We start from the raw sequence: 18,716 nt of genomic DNA on the forward strand, positions 1-18,716 counted from the left end.
CAAGGCTGGGGGCGACGTGGGGAGGAGGCGGGTTAATGGGTTCGCTTACAGGCCTGGTATCAACCTTAGGCCTGCAAATGTTATCTCTTATCGTGGGAGGAATTTTTCTGCTGGGAGGTATCGGGAGCTGGTGGATGACGACTATGGCGCCCTCCTATTATGCCGCTTTGAATGCTTCTGATGTTTCTAGCGAAGATACGCTCGATGGCGATCTCTCGCAGATGATCAATTCTCAAAATGCGGTTCTCGTTGGCGTCGCTATGGAGCGGAGTTTTAAAGAAAATATCAATGGCAATTCAATCTCGCCTAACTCATTTAATCTCTATGACAGCAATGATCCAGTGTGGCAAGTAGTACTCAAAAAATTGAAGGCGGGAAATAATGGCAGTATACCTGATCCCGGGAATGCCAATCCAATGCAATGTGCTTACTTTATCCATACCGTCTATGAAGTGGCAGACCATCCTTTGCCAGCTAGCAGTCCTACCGCCATCGGATATTGGAATAATGAAAATGTCAGGTCAGCATTTCAAAGTCATGGATGGAAGTATATAGATAACGGTAAAGGTGTGCCATCCCCTGGAGATTTAGTCATTCTGGATGGCCCTACACCTGGTGCCGCCGGTCACATTGCTATGGTTGTCGGCGTTGATGCCGCCCAGGGTGGCAGTGATGGTTATGTATACATGGTGCAAGCGAATGCACCCAACAACTATGTGAAAAACGCAGCGACGCATCTTACATTTATGCGGTGGCCGCTCACATCCGACAAATATATGAAGTCTGGATGGAGTCATTATACGGTCATGGGCTTTATCAATAATCAAACCTTAAGCCGGAAGTGGGGCGATCCCTTCCATGCTTCGAGTGGTTCTGATATTCGCGCTAAAATCGTAGCGGCAGCGCGTAAGGAGTATGCGCGTGGCGTTCACGAGACGGGAGTTAATTGCAACCCCTACGGACCCTGTGAGGAATGGTGTGCCCTTTTCGCAAGCTGGACCTGGCGCCAGGCCGGTATCAACATTAACATAGCCTACGTTCCTAATTACCAGGACTATGGACAAAAACATGGCACCCTTCATAAGGGATTGTCGAATCCACAGCCAGGGGATGCTATTATCTTTCATACACCTGGCCATTCTTATACTCATGTTGGAATTATTGTCGAGGTGCATCCAAACGGTGAAGTCATTAGTATTGAGGGCAATCATCGCGATAGGGTTGATAAAGTTGGCCCATATCGGCTAAATGGCATGCGGCCAGGTAACGAATATGCAGAAGCGATCGTTTCTCCTCCAATCCCGTCGGGGGGGCCAAATGCGATAAAAACGCACCAGCACTCTCCGATGTGCAAGCGCGTTCCCTGGCGGCGCAGGCGGGTTTTACAGGACATGGGCTCGATGTTATCGTCGCTATCGCACATGCTGAAAGTAGTCTCAATCCCAAGAATTGTAATGTAAATAGCGATTCTCGGCGCACACTAGATAGAGGCATCCTGCAAATAAATAATTATTGGCATAGCGAGGTAACCGACGCTTGCGCTTTTGATCCCCAATGTGCGTTTGAACAGGGTTATCGAATCAGTAGCCATGGTACGCACTTTACGCGTGTCTGGTCCACGTATGACAGCGGTGCCTATCGGCGTTATATGCCCTAATCGTAAGGATAGGTACGTTGCGCCATCGAACGCGATGTGCAAGTTCACAGCGGAACCTTCGCGCCTACAGCGCACAGGAGTAGGGAGTTTGCAGCGGGCCGAGTCGGTGTGTTCGCACCCAAAGTGAGGCCCTGTATGAACTTGCACATCAGATTAATACTACTTTGGTAGTTTTGTAGATGTGAGCTTGGAACAAAGGAGCCAAACTGAACGTTATGACAATGTTTTGTGTTCACACCAGCCTGCTACATAGCTCATCTTTTAGAAACCGCCAAAGTAGTATTAACTAAGCTCGGATAACATTGTCATAGCATCAACAACTTTCTTCTCACTAAACAGTGGAAGTCGCCGACGGCTTGCGTCATTCTCAGTTCTGGCACATCCATTAGAAGGGATGAGGAGGAATGAGACCGTGCTGAAGAGCATGGGCAACTGCCTGAGCACGGGAGTCCACGTTGAGCTTCATGTAAATAGTGCTCAAATGAGCACGTACTGTGCGTTCGGCGACTCCCAGTCGCAGGGCAATCTCTTTATTGCGTTCCCCTTGCACAAGACCTGTTAGCACCTCCAACTCTCGCTCTGTCAGATCTGTTTCTTTGCGGGAAGATGGGATCGCCGAGAGAGAAGGTGAAGAGGCGCCATGAGATGCATAAGAAAGAATACGACTCATCATCTCTGGCTGGACCGTCATCTCGTTGCGCGCTGCGGCACGGATGGCCCGAAACAGGGTTGCTCGATCCGTCTCTTTGAGCAAGTATCCGCAGGCTCCCAGTTGCAAGCCTCGTATCATGAGATCATCTTCGTTATAGGTCGTCAAAATCAAAACGGCAATATGCGGCCAGTCGGCACGAATACGTTTGATGGTTTCCAATCCATCCATGCCCGGCATCCGTAAATCCATCAGGACCACATCAGGTTGTTCTCTACCAACCACCTGGAGGGCTGAGGCACCATCTCCTGCATCACCAACCAGGACAAACCCCTCGTCGGCCTCTTCCAACATAAAACGTAGCCCCTCACGCACAATGAGGTGGTCATCAACGACGACAATCCGAATGGTTGGTTGTTCTTCTCTCATCAGAGAACCCCTCCTCTCGTCTGTGTGGGAAGGTGCAAGCGAAGTACGGTTCCGTGCCCTTCTGCACTCTCAATCATCAGGTGGCCCCCACAAAGATGAGCACGCTCACGCAATCCCAGAAGACCATAGTGACCTTGTAGCGTGGCGAGGGCAGCGCTCTCGATGCCTCTCCCGTCATCACCTATTTCAATGGTCAGGAAGTCCTCTTGGAACCGAGCGCAAATGTTCACCTGTTGTGCCTGGGAATGACGGGCGACATTGGTCAGTCCTTCCGTGATGGCACGCAGCACATGCTCACAGAGAGCAGAAGGTGTCTGTGCAAGCGCAGCGATATCAGCGACGCATACGATGGATGTGGTCTCTCTAAAACGATCGATCTCCCTATGTAGCGCTTGGAGTAGATCATGAGGGCCGAGCGCATTGGCACGCAGATCATCGATGGCGGTACGGGCCTCCGCCAGTGTTGCCCGGGCGCGAGACATGGCCTGCTGAACCAGTTCGCGAGCGCGCTCATACCGCTTTTTCTCCAGATGTTGATCGATACGCTCCAATTGCAATGTCAGACCCACCAAATCCTGTGCCAGCGTATCGTGTAACTCGCGCGCCAAACGCTGCCGCTCGTTCACCAGGGTCAATTCTTCCATGCGCATCGCAAAGGCTGCCAGTTGGAGATGAGCTGCTTCCAACCGACTGCGAGCATGGGCCTGTTGAATCAAAAGCAGAATCCACCCGATAAGAAAGACCACCAGAAGCAAAACGGACTCAAGCGTCATCCAGATGGTCATTTGCAGTATCTGGATGATGGTCGTTGCAAGAAAGAGGGCAAGAAAGCAGGCGACAATGATCACGATGTTCCTGATCTGTTTGAGCACATTCAGCGCTTCAATGACCAGAACCAAATAGAACCCAAGTGTGATGATCAGGTCGGACCACATGAGGCTCAGAGTAAAAACACATCCGGCCTGGAAGAGAAAATAGAGCCAGGACCAGCGCTGCGGGAATCTGTCTGAAAGGCACAGATAGTGAAGCAGGAAATGCAAGACCATCAACAGCAAAAAGATCACATTCAGAGGAGCAGAGAGATGCTCAAAACGTGGCGGCGGGAGTGGACCTGATGACGGTGGGAGCAATGTACGTTGTAAGGAAGGGATAGAACTGGTCATGATGATGGCAAAACTACTGAACGGAAGCTTGATCTGGTCTTCTAGAAGGATCCGCGCACATCCCCAGAAAGAAACAGCGCCCACCCACAAGAGGAGGAACCAGAGCAGAGAACGCCGATCTGATCCAGATGCAGATAGATCCTTCAGAGAAAGATTCCCAGTGGATGTTCTCTGTTGCTCGCTCTTACCTCGTCTGTGCATCTCTGTGCCCATAGCGCCCCCAAGACGTATCTGCGGTGAAAAGTCATGGCTCTAGTATATCACCCTCCGCTCGCTGTTTCATTGTCCTTTTCTCCACCTGCTGCATGCCTCTTTCGCCATGGCGGAAGAGACAGGGACAAAGAGACCTGTCTGGAAAGGTAGGGCCAGATTGGCGCAAGAGACGATGTGGGCGCAAGTGAGCCCCGCTATACTTGGTGTCAGGTAGCAAGCGTGCGGACCACGCACCTGTATTGCTACCTCATGTGATGAATCACCTCTCAGAAGATGAGAGGTGAAGAGAAGAAGGAGAGAAAAAATCTCATGAACGCGAAGCCTTCGTTTTTTCATACACCTATAACTCGTCGTCGGGTCGTACAGACGGCAGGTGTTACATCTTTGCTGGCGGCTGGTGGTCTGCTGGCCTTTCAGGGCTACCGGTCCGCTTTTGCTGCTCCTGCCACCACCTCTTCCCTTCCTGCGACGCTGGCTCCAGGAGGAGAGCTGGATCAGTATGTCCAGCAACTGGCACAACAGGATCAGTTTTCCGGCACGTTCCTCCTCGCCCAAAGAGACAAACCGGTGCTGTTGCGAGCCTATGGGATGGCGAATAAAGCACGTCATATTCCCAATGGCCCTCAGACCCTCTATGCGACCGCCTCAATTGCCAAGTCGTTCACTGCCACTGCCATCGCACAACTAGCCCAACAACAGAAGCTCACCTTTACCGATCCCATCGGCAAGTATCTGCAAGGTTTCCCTGCTGACATTGCCGATTCAGTCACCATCCATCAGTTATTGACCCATACCTCCGGGATGGGGGATTTTCATCTAGCCCCCGATTACCAGGCCAAGCTCGCCACCTGGCAGAGCGCTGCTGAAACCCTGAATGGCTTGCTGGAGATTATCAAGCAGCAGCCGTTACAGTCTACTCCTGGAACGGCCTTTTCCTACAGCAATTCAGGCTATGTTACTCTGGGGGCGATTGTCGCACACGTCTCAGGGATGGACTATTATGACTATATCCACCAGCACGTCTTCGCGGCGGCTGGCATGAGCAAAAGCCGCTTTTACACGAAGCCACAGCGAGAGCGGAGGGGGGATATTGCGCATCCCTATAATAGCGAGCACATAGATATCAGTGCGAATCAAGGCTTCATTGGAGAACCCGCAGGTGACGCCTATACGACCGTGGAGGATCTCTTGCGCTATAGTCGGGCACTGCAAACACATCATTTGCTCAACCCCTCATTCACCGATCTGCTCATGACAGGCAAGGTTGCAGTCCCGCCGCCTCCCACCCCAAATGGACCGGTTCCAACGGCATCTTCCGGGCAACAACCCCAGGGGACTCCTATGCCGTTGCCGCAGCGAAGTGTCAAGCAGGCCTATGGTCTGCTTGACTCGCTGACCAATGGGATACGTTCAGTCTGGCATACTGGAGGCTCTGAGGGCGCTTCCACGATCTTCGAGATGTTTCCCACGCTGGGCTACAATCTTGTCATCCTGAGTAATTATGGAGGGCAAGATTCGTTTATGAAGCTGATAATGAGGGCTGAGATGCTCATCATCCAAGGGTAGACGGACCTCTCCATCTCTCTTGTTGAGGGATGCCCAGAATATCGACCACCATTGCTCATGTGATCTCTCCTGTTGTTGCAGAATGCTCTTCTGTCACAGAAACGTTCCACTCTGCGCTTGAGAAACAAGAAGCGAACAGACTGATCGATATGTGCAAATATTCTGGGTCTCCTTCCCGGCGAAATGATCCGTTACATCAAGAGGAAAGGTCAGAAAAAGCGCCGGAGGCTCGTCCGTTCGCCGCAAACGAACGGTTTTGACACTTGCAACAGCGCTCCTACAAGCACTTCGATGTGATCGACTTTTTGAACCTCCTCAAATGTCGCGAGCTGAAACATGTCTGTGTTCACTCCTAATATAGGATCTTTTTTAGTGTGGCTGGCTTCTTCCACCAGTACTACCTGACCGTGATGGCTCCGGCCATTGCCGCACTCGTTGGCATTGGTCTGGTGACGATGTGGCAGGACTATCGTCGTGGGGGGTGGCGAAGCTGGCTCTTGCCAATCGCGGTCGTCGCCACCACGGCAGAGCAGGTCTTTCTCTTGAGCGTTTATTAAGGAATTTTACTGTGCCGACTTTTCTCATACATCCTTCACAGCCAATTCGAGGCGTTCTCCTGTCAATGAAGCATTGGATGGGATTCTCGTTCGCGCTCCGCTGCTTCCCATTGAAACATATCTTGAGCAACAAATCCCACCCGTTAAAACTCATTTTCAGCGAGCACTGGCAGTAGGGAGTCTCGACCTACTCGACGAATTAGTGCGTCCTGCGGCCAACCAGAACGATCTGGTACGTCGTAAGCGTGCACTACTTCGCTATCATATCAGGATGGCAACGCGACCCACCCCTTATGAGCTCTTCGCTGGCGTCGCCCTTGCTCATTGGGACAAGCAGACAGAACTCGCTCTTGCTTCTACTGAGCCAATCCTCTCCGTTCGCCCTGACATGGAATGGCTTATGCGACTCATTTGGCGGCTAGATACGCGAAATAGAGGTTATGTTGCTCGGAACCCACGCCGCAAGCACACTGATACCAACGCTGGAAGAGCGGTTACGTGACCGTCTTGCTTACTGTACCAGGTGCTTGAACGACCAGAGAACCATCTCCCTGCTCCCACGTGATGTTGTCTCGTACAGGAAAAAGATCGCATTTCCTACACAATAAGTGAATTTCCTCCCATAAAACGAATACATTTGCGCCCAACTATGCTTCCCTAACGGGAAGAAATGTCGGGTTCCGTTCTTGGAGAAGATCGTCCATACGGCTTCGAACCGATTCTTTCCATTCAGGATGGGTAAGAATATAAAACTTTTCGTCACGGATAGCCTTGAAGACAATGTCAGCAATGTGAAAGGGAGGCATCCCAGACTGGATCGCCTGGCGCATAAATTGCAGCATTGCCTCCTCCTGGGGGCTTGCTTCCCTTTGAACTGAGGCATTTTGCAGATTGAGAGGACGATTGCGAGCTGCATCCAGAATGCGCGTGTTCACAAAACCTGGGCAGAGGACAGAAACTTTGATTTTAGCTTCAGTAAGGGTTAGCTCGTGGAAGAGCGTCTCGGAAAGCGCGACAATGGCATGTTTCGTCACGGGATAAATGCCGCCTGGGCTGGAGACTAATCCCGCCATTGATGCCGTGTTAATGATATGTCCCTCACTATTCTGAGCGAGCATAGGTGGCAGAAACGCGTGAACCCCATGAATAACGCCCCACAGGTTGACGCCCACTACCCACTGCCAATCGGCCAAACTGCTCTCCCACACCGTCGAACCAGCGCTGACACCAGCATTATTGAAGAGTAGATGTACTTCGCCATAGGTCTGGAAGGTGAGTTCAGCCAGCCTCTGGACATCGGAAGCCTTGGACACATCGGTCTGCACAGCCAAAACCTGTGCGCCACTCATCTTCAGCTCTTCCGCAACCCGCTTGAGGGCAGACTCCTCCACATCAGCCAACACAACCTTCATCCCCAATGACGCGCTCTTTTGGGCTAGTGCCTGGCCAATGCCACTGGCTGCTCCAGTTACGACAGCCACTTTGCTCTGGAATTCCTTCATGTTACCTCACCCCTTGGTATCACCTGTTTGATCGTTCTTTCCCAGTTGGAAATTCCCCTGAAGAATGCTCTACCATCGTCTAGGAATTCACTTCTTTTGTCGCTTCTCCAGAGATGGAGCATCTTCTCAGGCTATCCACCTTCATTTAGCATACTGTGTGAACTTTCTACGAGAAATCTCTATCGTTTCTTTCCAGTATCCCCCTTCCTGGATTCTCGGCTATCTTGAGCGTAGAAATGGAGTATTCATTATCGTTCACCCCTTCATGGTTTTGCAAACATGGCCTCCAGAGCAATTGGGACAGCAAGCACCTCATTTCTGCTCCAGAGGGACCTTGAGGAGGCGTAGGGCAATCTCGACGGAGGGCGCATGCTGCTGAAACTGCTCCGGGTTGTGCAAGATCCACCAGCTCATCCCCTCAAGATATGCTGTCAGAGCAATCACCAGCTGATCAGGATCACCTTGGGCTACTTCTCCAGCTTGCTGAGCTTCGACAATCAATTGTCTGAGCAACTCCAACAAGGCTCGGCCCTGGTCGCGCACCCGTTCACGCAGGTCATTTGGCATCGTCTCAATGATTTGCCCTTGATCGAGTAAATGGAAAAACTCTGGGTACGTGCGTCTCCCCTCGAAAAGTTGCGATACCAGCAATGCCAACCGTTCCCCCGGCGTCCCTTGCATCTGGAGAAAATGATGCAATTCCGCAGGGCTAGCCTCGATGACTTGCTCAATCAACGCATGGAAAATGGCCTCTTTATTGGTAAAGTAGCGGTACGCCAGCCCTTGACTGACGTTTGCTTCCGCAGCAATGTCAGCAATGGTCATCGCCCTGCCTTGGCGTACAAAAACCTTGCGGGCGGCATCCAGAAGTTTGGCGCGTCGCGCCTCGCGAATTTCATGATTTGCAGTTGTTGTCCGGGGCATATTCCGATTCTCTCTTTGAATAAATTTTCATTCATAATTATAGCAGGAGAAACTGCTGTTTTCAAGGACTTGAAAACAAATGAGGTGGGTTACACGAAATTTCGCTGGTTTCGCAAGTGGAGAGCTCATGATATGAAACGCTCTTGCAAGAGATGGCTAATCCTCAAACGACCGTTGGCTCACTCGCACCAGCTCTCGCGCACTTTCCCAAGGTGACCAACAGCTTTGCGCCAGGCCTCTTTCACTGCTATGACATACCAGGTCTTCCTCGTACCAACCATAATCTGGAGCAATGTTTCGGGGCGGTACGTCATCATGAGCGACGACCTACAGGACGACGTGGTGCTGTTCCGAGCCTGGTGGTGCGCGGCTCCGTTCGTGTGGTCACGGCGCTTGCTGCGCGTTTTTCCTGCTTTACTGCGGAAGAGTTATGTCTGCGAGATTATCAATTATAGCGTCTGATCCGTGAACATCTGATGTATCGGCATGAGGCGCGGCGTCGCCAATTCCGCTTCCGCAAGAACCCTGCTGCTTACCTGGCTCAGATCGAAGCTTGCTTGCTCCAGACATGATTGCTGTTCTTGGAAAAAATGAGCTCAAGCCGTGGCTGAAAAAGAGTTGGCGTATTCCCACCGAGGCGAATGCCAATTGTGTGTATCACATGGAAGATGTGCTCGATGTTTACACCAGGCCCTATAATGCAAGCCATCCGTTGATATGCATGGATGAGGGAGGCAAAACCTTGCAAGCGCAGGCCCATGATCCTCTCCCAATGCGAGCAGGCCAGGCCGAGTGGGAGGGTGACAAACATGAATGGGAGAGGACCTGCAGCGTGTTTCTGGCGGTGGAACCCCTTGCGGGCAAGCGCATCATTGAAGCGAGGGCACGGCGTACAAAAGAGGATTGGGCGTATTTTCTGCGCGAGCTCATCGAGATTCACTCTCCTCATGCAAAGAAGATTGTGCTGGTGATGGACAATCTCAATGTGCGAACCGTTCAGCCGAGTGCGACCCGCTAACTACTGTTCTGAAGCAGGGCGCAATTCCCTACCCGCGAGGTGAGCGCGGACAGCATCCCTCCGCCTGTGCGACTGGATATTAATCTGGCGAAGCGAGGGAGGACACGGAAGAGCAACATAAGCCTCATATGGAGCTCATCCAGCTAGTTGCTACGACCAGGAGACGAATGTACGCCTGAACCATCGTTAACGGTACCAAGCCTACGGAGGATAACAGGCTTGACCAAAATGGTATTGATCGCAATGATTTCATTGCAGTGCATGGAGCCTTTCGGCTAGTTCCATGCTCACCCACCTACGATCCGGTGGATAGTACAGGTCTACGGCAACGCAAAACAGAGCAGTGGAACGGGATAACTCCCTTGTGTGCTCTCATCGAAGGTCGATACGATGAGCAGGTGTCCAGACCGCAAGCCGCACGGGAGCAGGATTGCCGAAAAAGCCAACGCCTGGGGTAATGCCCAGGATATGCTGACGTCGGCACGATGATATGGAAGGAAGAGGCATACGTCGGATGGCAAAGAGGAAAGCACCCAGGATCAAGCCGTTGCCTGATCCTGAGAGTGAGGCTTGGAACAAGATTCCCTGGCGCAAGCTAGAGCAACATTGTTTTCGCATCCAAAAACGCATCTTCCGAGCCAGTCAGCGTGGCAATACCAGAGCATTCCACAAACTCCAAAAATTGTTACTGAAGTCTCAATCAGCCAGGCTCCTTGCAGTTCGCAGGGTGACACAGGACAATCAGGGCAAGAAAACTGCAGGAATCGACGGCGTGAAATCCGTGAAACCAGCGGAGCGTTCTGTCATGGCAGACCAGATTCACCCAAAGAACTGGAAGGCTAGCTCCCCGCCTGTGCGGAGAGTCTGGATACCCAAGCCTGGGAAAAACGAGAAGCGTCCTTTGGGAATTCCTGTCATGATTGAGCGGGCACGGCAGCACCTTGCCAAACTCGCCCTTGAACCAGAATGGGAAGCCCGTTTTGAACCCAATTCCTACGGGTTCCGACCAGGACGCTCATGTCATGATGCTCTCGAAGCGATCTTTAATGCGATCAAGCAAAAGGAGAAATATGTCCTGGATGCCGATCTCAAAGGAGCGTTCGATAACATCAACCACCAAAAGCTGCTCGACAAGCTCAAAACCTACCCAGCCATGAAGCGTACCATTCAAGCGTGGCTCAAAGCAGGGGCTATCGATAAAGAAGCCTTTGAGGAGACGAGAAGTGGTACCCCACAGGGTGGCACAATTTCACCATTGCTCATGAATGTAGCACTTCACGGAATGGAAACCACTGTGATGGAAGCATTCCGAACGAAAGAAGGGAAACCACAATTTGTTCGATATGCCGATGATCTGGTCGTCTTTCATGCGACCGAAGAGGGGGTTAAAAGAGCTCGAGCAGTGCTCGAAACATGGTTAATGGACATCGGGTTGGAATTGAAGCCAAGCAAAACCAAGATTGCCCATACCTTCACGCCCTACGAAGGGAATGCGGGTTTCGATTTTCTTGGGTTTACCGTTCGTCAATTTCCCGTAGGCAAAACACATACGGGAAAGAACACATATGGCAAACCATTAGGCTTCAAGACCATCATCTCGCCAAGTAAAGAGGCTATCAAAGGTCACATGGAAGACATCGGAGAGAAAATCAGGAAGTTACGATCAGCCACACAAGAACAGCTCATCGGAACCCTGAATCCGATCATTCGAGGATGGGCCAACTACTACCGAACAGTGGTGGCAGCAAAAACATTCTCCCTCTGTGATCATCTGACGTATCAACAGTTGCGGAGATGGGCATACCGAAGACATCCGACGAAGGGAAGGCAATGGATCGTGAGAAAATACTGGAAGATGGAAAAAGGCGCAAGCTGGATTTTCCAAGACCAGGAAGAGCATGTGCTCAGAAGGCACAACGCTCGACCGATTCAACGCCACACCAAAGTAAGAGGAACGGCAAGCCCATACGATGGCAATTTACTCTACTGGAGCACAAGACTCAAAAAACACGCAATGTTGAGTGGAACATTGAGCAAACTGCTCCAGAAACAGCAGGGAAAATGTCGTTGGTGTGAACTCCTCTTCAAAGATGAGGATCACATAGAGATCGATCACATGGTTCCCAAAAGCGCAGGCGGAGGGGACGAACTCAGTAACAAATGTGCACTTCATCGGCACTGCCATGATCAAAGGCATGCACAACATTCTGAGACAGGTGTTCATGACAAGAGCCATATCATTGAGGAGCCGGATGACGCGAAAGTGACATGTCCGGTTTTGAAGCCGAGCGTGGGAGGCGACTTCCACGCTTAGGCAACAACTCACGCGAGTGAGGGGATGGCTGGCAAGGACATGAACCTTGACAACTCATGATGAGAAGTGAGGCGCAATTCCTCACCTGCGCGGTGAACGCAGAAAAGCAAGGCCCCACGGTAGCGATTGGTCATCAATCCGTGAAGCGGGCATCAAAGGGGAAACTCTGAGCCTGACGAGGGTTCACCCCTGAGCGAGGTTCCTATGGCAAAGGAAACTGAAGGTGCGCTACAACCATCGTAATGTCCAACAAGTCAAACAGGCTGAAAGACTTGAACCAAAAGGTAATGGGAGGTCGGATGAGTGATGTTGAGCACCATTCTTCACTGGCATTCCTCCCCGGTGGATAGCACCTGCCTAAAGGAACGCAAAACCCATCATGGGAACGGGATAACTCTCAAGCCAGCTCTCGTCGGAGGTCGATACGACGAGCAGGCGACCAGGCCGCAAGCACTTGAGAGTAGGATTGCCTAAGAAGCGAAGGCCAACAGGAAAGCTGTTGGATATGCTGACGTAGGCACGATGACGGAGAAGAAAGAGGAGCCAACGGATGAGAGATACGAAGGCACCCAGGGTCAGGTCACAACGTGATCCTGAGAGTGAGAGTTGGAACAAGTTGCCCTGGCGCACGTTTGAGCAGCATGTCTACTGCATCCAGAAGCGCATCTTTCGAGCCGAACAACATGGCAATCAGCGAGCCGTCCACAAACTCCAAAAACTGTTGATGAAGTCCAGAGCGGCACGAATGCTTGCAGTACGTCGGGTAACGCAAGATAATCAAGGGAAGAAAACTGCAGGGATAGATGGAGTAAAATCTGTCGCACCCAAACAGCGCCTTGAAATGATTGAGCGCATTCACCCCAAATACTGGAAACATCTGACTCCTCAACCGGTAAGAAGGGTATATATTCCCAAACCGGGCAAGGATGAGAAAAGGCCATTAGGGATTCCTGTCATGGTTGATAGGGGACATCAGGCCCTTGTCAAACTGGCATTGGAACCGGAATGGGAGAGCAAATTCGAAGCCAACAGCTATGGCTTTCGCCCAGGACGCTCCTGTCATGATGCTATCGAAGCCATCCACATCATCATTAATCACAAGGCCAAGTATGTCTTGGATGCTGACCTGAAGGGCTGTTTCGATAACATCAACCACCAAGCACTGCTCAAGAAACTCAACAGCTATCCAGCGATGAGACAAGTCATGAAAGACTGGCTCGAAGCAGGGGTTATTGACAATGGGGTGTTTGATGAAACCAGAAGCGGTACACCGCAGGGTGGCGTCATTTCACCTTTGGCAGCCAATATCGCCCTTCATGGAATGGAAACAGCTCTGATACAAGCGTTCCCAACGAAGAGGAACAAAGTACAATTCGTGAGGTACGCCGATGATTTTGTCGTTTTTCATGTAACAGAAGAGGGTGTAAAGAAAGCCAAGGCGGTACTTGAAATGTGGTTACAGGACATCGGGCTGGAATTCAAGCCAAGTAAAACGAGAATCACTCATACATTTCAGGAATACCACGGAAATGTAGGGTTTGACTTCCTCGGATGGTCCGTAAGGCAATTCCCAGCGGGAAAAACCCACTCAGGAAGAGCAAATGGATACAGCCCACTTCTTGGATTTAAGACCATCATCACACCAAGCAAAGAGGCAATTAAGCGACATACCGCAGCAATCGGAGAAGTGATCAAGAAAAACCGTCATGCATCACAAGGAAAGCTGATCAAAGAGCTCAACCCCAAGATACGTGGCTGGACGAATTATCATCGACCGGTCGCTGCGTCAAAAGCTTTTCGTTCCTGTCGTAGAATCCTCTTCCTACAACTGCAACAATGGGCAAAAAGCAGGCACCCGAACAAAAGTGGAGAATGGAGATCGAACAAATATTGGCATGTGGATCAAGGCAATGGCTGGATATTCACAGACCAACGATCAAAGCTATGGGATCATTGCCATACGCATATCCAGCGACACACCAAAGTGAAGGGAACAGCTAGCCCATATGATGGAAACCTTCTGTATTGGAGTCAACGACTCAGCAACCATTACATGTTCAGTGGAACACTGGGAATCTTGCTCCGAAAACAGAAGGGCAAATGTAAGTGGTGTGAACTGCTCTTCAAAGATGAGGACATTGTGGAAATCGATCACATTACGCCTCGGAGCTTCGGTGGAGGGGAGGAATTGAGTAACAAATGCGTCCTTCATCGCCATTGCCACGATCAACGACACGCTCAGCGTGAAGGTAGTGCCCATGACAAGGGCCATGTCATTGAGGAGCCGTGTGCGGAGAAATCAGCATGCACGGTTTTGAAGCCGAGTGGAGGAGGTGACTCCTCTGCTTAGGTTAACAGCTATGGATTTCGCCCTGGACGTTCCGGTCATGATGCCATCGGTGCCATCTTCTTTGATATCTGTAAACAGGCCAAATATGTCCTGGACGCCGATATCGCTGGCTGTTTCGACCATATCAGCCATGAAGCCCTTGTCCAGAAGCTCCAAAGCTATCCAGCTATGCATCGGTTAATCAGAGCATGGCTCGAAGCTGGAGTCATGGGTGCAGAGGGATTTGAGGAAACCCGTAGCGGAACCCCGCAGGGTGGAGTCAGTGCGCTACGAAGCGCGTAGCGGTAATACTTTCGGAGGTGAAAACCACTTGAGAGATGGTGTCTCCCCCAGGGCACCGAGGCTGATCTGGCAGGCAGGGGAACCAGAGCACGAACCTGTCTGAAGCCCAGAGAACACGGGATAAAACGCTGGCACTCCGTTACAGCGCGAGATCTCTAGCCTGAGTCTGACTAGGGTTACGTGAGAAACCCTTGTTTGAAGCGTCCTCACCTTGAGCACACTGTCAAACGACAGAGATGGTGTGAGATAGGAGGTAGTTGAGTTTCTATTCGTCTCAACGAAACGGCCTCTTGATGCGGGCCAAACCGCTCTAGCTACAGGGGTACAAGCTATCGGCTCCTGTCGGGGGCACTGGGAGTGTGCCTGACGGGCGTAAAGAGGGGACCTACGGTCAGATGTTTGACGTATCGCTACGTGAACGTAGGAAGCGCGATGATCGGTCTCTCGAAGACTGAGCTAGCTGCGGCCGAAGTGATCATTGCGTGGCGGAGCATCCGTAGTAGTCTGAGCCAGAGAAAGTCTGGTACATGGCAAAGGGATGCAGTCACGATGGACACAGGAAAAGGAAGGCAGGGCTAACATGTATGCCCGTTACGACCGAACCAGACCATGTGTTCCCTTGCTCAGTTTCGTTTGGGCAAGTGTTGGGAAACGATCGTGATGGAAAGCTGTGTGATGCGAAAGTATCATGCACAGTTTGGGGAGAGGGATAGAGAAACACACCTCTTGCGAGAGAGGAAGGTGCGCTCCGTCCCTACTCCGCTCACTCCTCCCGCAATAGTGCAAACATTGCGAGTGGTGATCTAAGGGGGAAGGAGGAGCTTGAGGTCCCACACGAAAGATCACGTGGACCTGCTCCTCATCAATCTCCACCCGTTTGACAAGGGTTCGAATAATCTCCCGACGCGTCAGCCAATCAGCTTCATGCAGCCCCTCTTTCACCTTCACCGCAAAGGTTTCTAGTCTCCCAAGAATGAGGCGAAGCTCCTGTTCCAGGCTGGCTTCATCTTGGATCTGGCGAATCTGCTCTTGCACCTGTGCGATCCGTTCGCGCAACCGTTTGATCCTTGGTTCAAACTCCGCCTTCTCGATAGTCCCCTCCGCATAACTGTCAATCAACCGAGCAATCCCTTGTCGAAGCCTTCCCTGGCTTGTCAGGAGCCCTCGCAGTTCTGGTGATGGCTCTTTCCCCGAGGTCTGCAGCCGTTGCCGATACTCCTCCTCCAAGTGTGACGGATCCGAGAGCAAGGTGCATACCTCATTCCAGACAGCCTCTTCGAGCAGATCGGTACGGACTTGCTTGTTCCAGCAGAGCCGGACACCTCCGAAACGATAGGCATCCGCTCCAATGCAACGGCAATAGGCATAGGCTCGCGGGTGGCCTTTTCTGGCGCTGGGACTGATCGCTTTCCCGTAGTAAGCGTACCCACATTGGTGACAGACTAGCAAGCCCTGCAGCAGATAGCGTACGCCCCGTTGCCCAATACGTGCCCGTTGCTGATTTTCGCTCAGTTGTTCCTGGACGGCTTCGAAGAGCGCTTCATCAACCAGAGCTGGAACAGGAATGCTCAGCCAGTCTTCGCGTGGGACATCCTGAGTGAAGACGGCTCGTCGTGGCTGCAGGGGACGCCCTCGTTGGGCGCGTAATCGTGGTCGCAATGGTTCCAGATGGGTCTTGCCAAAAGCAGCTGCTCCTTTGTACGCTGGGTTGTGAAGCAGATCCCGAACTGTCGCACGATCCCAGACCGTTTTGCCGGTTCTGGTCTGCTCTTTGGTTACCGTGAGTCGCCGGCAGACCTCCCCGATGGAGCAGCGATCGCGTCCCACCCAGGTAAACACCTGGCGAACCACACGAGCCTCCTCCAGCACAACCTCAAAGCGAGCCTCTCCTGCCCCATCGTGTTTGCGCACATAGCGGTAGCCGTAGGGAGCTCCACTCAAGACACTCACGGCACCTACCTGCGCCGCATGTCGTTTCCCCCGACGGCTGCGTTCCATGATCTTGGCACGCTCATATTCAGAGATCATGCCTTGCACTTGCAGTAAGAGCTGGTCCTCTGGGGTTTGCCCCACTTCGCGATTGAGAAAGCTGACCTCAACGCCGGCCCGTAGGAACTCTTCGAGCAAAAGAACCTGGTGCGCGTAATTGCGTGCAAGCCGATCAGGGCAGTGCACAAAGAGGCGTTCGAGACCACCTGCTGCCACCACATCACGCAGTCGCTCCAAGGCGGGCCGAATGAGGGTTGCTCCACTGTAACCGTCGTCGATAAATTCATGCTCAGGGGGCAGGAATACACCAAGCTCGGCCACACGAGCGCGTAGCTCGCTGATCTGGCTCTCAATGGTCTTGGCATCACTCTGTTGCTCTGAAGAGACACGGGCGTAGATGCCCACTTGAACATCATCCATGACAGGTTCCTTTCTCCGACCTCAGTCGGCTTGAGAAAACGTGTTCAGTGATGACTCGCTGAGCAGGAAGGTGTCGTCGAATGAGAGGAACCAGACAACGATAGGCGTGGTGTAAAACGGTGTGCTCAAGGCGGCTTGGCTCAAACATGACCTGAACCTCCAACACCATGGGCACGTTGTGAGATCGCTTGGTCATGACATCCTCCTCGATCTCGTGTCTGTACACCCTCAGTCCAACACTCACTCTCATACAGTGGGGCTCCGTGGAAACCGTCTCCATATCTCGCCTGAAGGTGGCTACGCGGGATCGCTACTTGATACACGAACCCCAGAACCAGTTTTGCAACATTGGGGGAGGAGTGATTTCTCCGTTACTTGCGAACATTGCTCTTCATGGATTAGAAATGGCGCTCAAAACTGCCTACACACACAAGGAGAAAACCCCTCACGTGGTACGCTATGCCGATGATTTTGTCGTGCTACATCCCACAGAGGAAGGCATCAAGAAAGCACAATCCATCGCAACAGCGTGGTTAGCTGACATGGGACTGGAATTGAAGCCGAGTAAAACGAAAATGACCCATACGCTCCTGAGCTATCAGGGAAATGTGGGCTTCGATTTCTTGGGATGGACTGTACGCCAATTTCCGGTGGGGAAAACGCATACAGGAGTGGCAAACCAACATGGGCACCCCCTTGGCTTCAAAACCATCATCACACCGAGTAAAGAAGCAGTCAAACGTCATCTCAAAGAACTTGGCGACGTGATTAGAAAGCATCGCCACATATCCCAAGGACAACTCATCAAGGAGTTAAACAGTAGGATACATGGATGGACCAACTACCACAAAACGGTGGTATCCAGAGATGCCTTTGAGCACTGTAGCTGTGTTCTCTACGCCCAACTTCGTCGATGGGCGAGACGACGCCACCCACGGCAAGGAAAGCAATGGATCGCTCAGAAATACTGGCATGCCAAAGAGGGAAAGAGATAGATCTTTACCGATGAACACTCAACGCTCTGGATGCATGATCAGGCAGTGATCGAACGCCACACTAAAGTCAAAGGAGCGGCGAGTCCGTATGATGGAAACCTGCTTTACTGGAGTACCCGACTGAGCAAACACCCCTTGCTGAATGGAACCAAAGGCAAACTCCTTCACAAACAAAAAGGAAAATGCCGATGGTGTGAACTTCACTTCCGAGATGGCGACCATATCGAGGTGGATCACATCACCCCAAAAAGCGAGGGAGGAGGAGAAGAACTGAGTAACAAGTTCGCTCTCCACCGACATTGCCATGATGAACGCCACGCAAAACGGAACAACGGTATCTATGACAAAGGCTCTGTCGTTGAGGAGCCGGATGTGTCGAAAGACACCCGTCCGGTTTTGAAGACGAGTAAGGAAGGTGACTCCCTTGCTTAGTTTAACATCCATTCTCCGGCTTCTTTTTACCAGGTGTTTAAGCCGCAGCAAGCGTGGAAACTTTCTCAGAAACTGGAGATTCACCATACTCCAGTCCATGGCAGTTGCCTGAATATGGCAGAGATTGAACTCTCCGTGCTGGCAAGACAAGCCTTGAGTGGCCGCTTTTCTGTGTTGCAAGCCGTGCAGGAGCGGGTGGCTGCCTGACAACCACACCGCAACCAGCAGCACATCACGATTTCATGGCGCTTTACCA

18 protein-coding genes and 1 pseudogene are annotated in these 18,716 nt (G+C 51.8%); 12 read left to right on the plus strand and 7 right to left on the minus strand.

The window, feature by feature from the left end:
- Positions 1-35: 35 nt before the first annotated feature.
- On the plus strand, positions 36-1,460 hold the full coding sequence (locus K3T82_RS41985; protein WP_220199440.1) for a CHAP domain-containing protein: 1,425 nt from the start codon (positions 36-38) through the stop codon (positions 1,458-1,460).
- Complete coding sequence (locus K3T82_RS50585; RefSeq protein ID WP_220199441.1) at positions 1,349-1,657, plus strand: transglycosylase SLT domain-containing protein; 309 nt, start codon at positions 1,349-1,351, stop codon at positions 1,655-1,657. The genes K3T82_RS41985 and K3T82_RS50585 overlap by 112 nt, the downstream gene beginning before the upstream one ends.
- A 385-nt stretch (positions 1,658-2,042) precedes the next feature.
- Here the strand turns inward: K3T82_RS50585 and K3T82_RS41995 are convergent, their stop codons facing one another.
- Together K3T82_RS41995 and K3T82_RS42000 are read right to left on the minus strand one after the other, a co-directional pair.
- Entirely contained in the window at positions 2,043-2,735 is a 693-nt protein-coding gene (locus tag K3T82_RS41995; protein ID WP_220199442.1) for a response regulator transcription factor, read from the minus strand.
- On the minus strand, positions 2,735-3,898 hold the full coding sequence (locus K3T82_RS42000) for a sensor histidine kinase (protein WP_220199443.1): 1,164 nt from the start codon (positions 3,896-3,898) through the stop codon (positions 2,735-2,737). The genes K3T82_RS41995 and K3T82_RS42000 overlap by 1 nt, the downstream gene beginning before the upstream one ends.
- Before the next feature lie 522 nt (positions 3,899-4,420).
- On the opposite strand from K3T82_RS42000, the gene K3T82_RS42005 reads away from it, so the two are divergent.
- The 3 genes from K3T82_RS42005 to K3T82_RS42015 all read left to right on the plus strand — a co-directional run bounded on the left by K3T82_RS42005 (position 4,421) and on the right by K3T82_RS42015 (position 6,736).
- Positions 4,421-5,677, plus strand: coding sequence for a serine hydrolase domain-containing protein (locus K3T82_RS42005; RefSeq protein ID WP_220199444.1), 1,257 nt, complete (start codon positions 4,421-4,423; stop codon positions 5,675-5,677).
- A 374-nt stretch (positions 5,678-6,051) separates the two neighbouring features.
- Positions 6,052-6,234, plus strand: coding sequence for a hypothetical protein (locus tag K3T82_RS42010; RefSeq protein WP_236031887.1), 183 nt, complete (start codon positions 6,052-6,054; stop codon positions 6,232-6,234).
- Between the two features lie 73 nt (positions 6,235-6,307).
- Positions 6,308-6,736 (plus strand): lantibiotic dehydratase, encoded by a 429-nt coding sequence (locus K3T82_RS42015; RefSeq protein ID WP_220199445.1) that lies wholly within the window; start codon positions 6,308-6,310, stop codon positions 6,734-6,736.
- A 145-nt stretch (positions 6,737-6,881) separates the two neighbouring features.
- Here the strand turns inward: K3T82_RS42015 and K3T82_RS42020 are convergent, their stop codons facing one another.
- Positions 6,882-7,736: an SDR family NAD(P)-dependent oxidoreductase gene (locus K3T82_RS42020; RefSeq protein ID WP_220199446.1), complete on the minus strand. Its 855-nt coding sequence runs from the start codon at positions 7,734-7,736 to the stop codon at positions 6,882-6,884.
- 312 nt (positions 7,737-8,048) lie between these two features.
- Positions 8,049-8,660: a TetR/AcrR family transcriptional regulator gene (locus K3T82_RS42025; RefSeq protein ID WP_220199447.1), complete on the minus strand. Its 612-nt coding sequence runs from the start codon at positions 8,658-8,660 to the stop codon at positions 8,049-8,051.
- A gap of 152 nt (positions 8,661-8,812) precedes the next feature.
- On the opposite strand from K3T82_RS42025, the gene K3T82_RS42030 reads away from it, so the two are divergent.
- On the plus strand, positions 8,813-9,115 hold the full coding sequence (locus K3T82_RS42030; RefSeq protein WP_220199448.1) for a hypothetical protein: 303 nt from the start codon (positions 8,813-8,815) through the stop codon (positions 9,113-9,115).
- 206 nt (positions 9,116-9,321) lie between these two features.
- A complete protein-coding gene (locus K3T82_RS42035; protein WP_236031906.1) occupies positions 9,322-9,678 on the plus strand; it encodes a transposase in 357 nt (118 codons plus the stop codon).
- A gap of 372 nt (positions 9,679-10,050) precedes the next feature.
- On the opposite strand, the gene K3T82_RS42040 is transcribed toward K3T82_RS42035, so the two are convergent.
- Positions 10,051-10,296 (minus strand): hypothetical protein, encoded by a 246-nt coding sequence (locus K3T82_RS42040; RefSeq protein WP_220199616.1) that lies wholly within the window; start codon positions 10,294-10,296, stop codon positions 10,051-10,053.
- Between K3T82_RS42040 and ltrA (K3T82_RS42045) the strand changes: the two genes are divergently transcribed.
- From ltrA (K3T82_RS42045) to K3T82_RS42055, 3 genes and pseudogenes are all read left to right on the plus strand, one after another.
- On the plus strand, positions 10,193-11,992 hold the full coding sequence (gene ltrA, locus K3T82_RS42045) for a group II intron reverse transcriptase/maturase (protein WP_220199450.1): 1,800 nt from the start codon (positions 10,193-10,195) through the stop codon (positions 11,990-11,992). The genes K3T82_RS42040 and ltrA (K3T82_RS42045) overlap by 104 nt on opposite strands.
- A gap of 550 nt (positions 11,993-12,542) precedes the next feature.
- Positions 12,543-14,342, plus strand: coding sequence for a group II intron reverse transcriptase/maturase (ltrA, locus tag K3T82_RS42050; protein WP_220199451.1), 1,800 nt, complete (start codon positions 12,543-12,545; stop codon positions 14,340-14,342).
- Between the two features lie 3 nt (positions 14,343-14,345).
- Positions 14,346-14,603 (plus strand): annotated as a pseudogene (locus tag K3T82_RS42055) (reverse transcriptase domain-containing protein); the annotation flags it as partial.
- A gap of 612 nt (positions 14,604-15,215) precedes the next feature.
- Here K3T82_RS42055 and K3T82_RS42060 read toward each other — a convergent pair.
- On the minus strand, positions 15,216-17,033 hold the full coding sequence (locus tag K3T82_RS42060; protein WP_220199452.1) for a recombinase family protein: 1,818 nt from the start codon (positions 17,031-17,033) through the stop codon (positions 15,216-15,218).
- Positions 17,026-17,229: a hypothetical protein gene (locus K3T82_RS42065; protein ID WP_220199453.1), complete on the minus strand. Its 204-nt coding sequence runs from the start codon at positions 17,227-17,229 to the stop codon at positions 17,026-17,028. Before K3T82_RS42065 ends, K3T82_RS42060 begins: the two co-directional genes overlap by 8 nt.
- Here K3T82_RS42065 and K3T82_RS48635 point away from each other — a divergent pair.
- Positions 17,228-18,028: a group II intron maturase-specific domain-containing protein gene (locus tag K3T82_RS48635; protein WP_268886733.1), complete on the plus strand. Its 801-nt coding sequence runs from the start codon at positions 17,228-17,230 to the stop codon at positions 18,026-18,028. The two genes, K3T82_RS42065 and K3T82_RS48635, sit on opposite strands and share 2 nt — an antisense overlap.
- A 30-nt stretch (positions 18,029-18,058) precedes the next feature.
- On the plus strand, positions 18,059-18,460 hold the full coding sequence (locus K3T82_RS48640) for an HNH endonuclease (RefSeq protein WP_236031889.1): 402 nt from the start codon (positions 18,059-18,061) through the stop codon (positions 18,458-18,460).
- Positions 18,461-18,716: the final 256 nt, after the last annotated feature.

Source organism: Ktedonospora formicarum (assembly GCF_016587355.1).
GTDB classification, from domain to species: Bacteria; Chloroflexota; Ktedonobacteria; order Ktedonobacterales; family Ktedonobacteraceae; genus Ktedonobacter; species Ktedonobacter formicarum.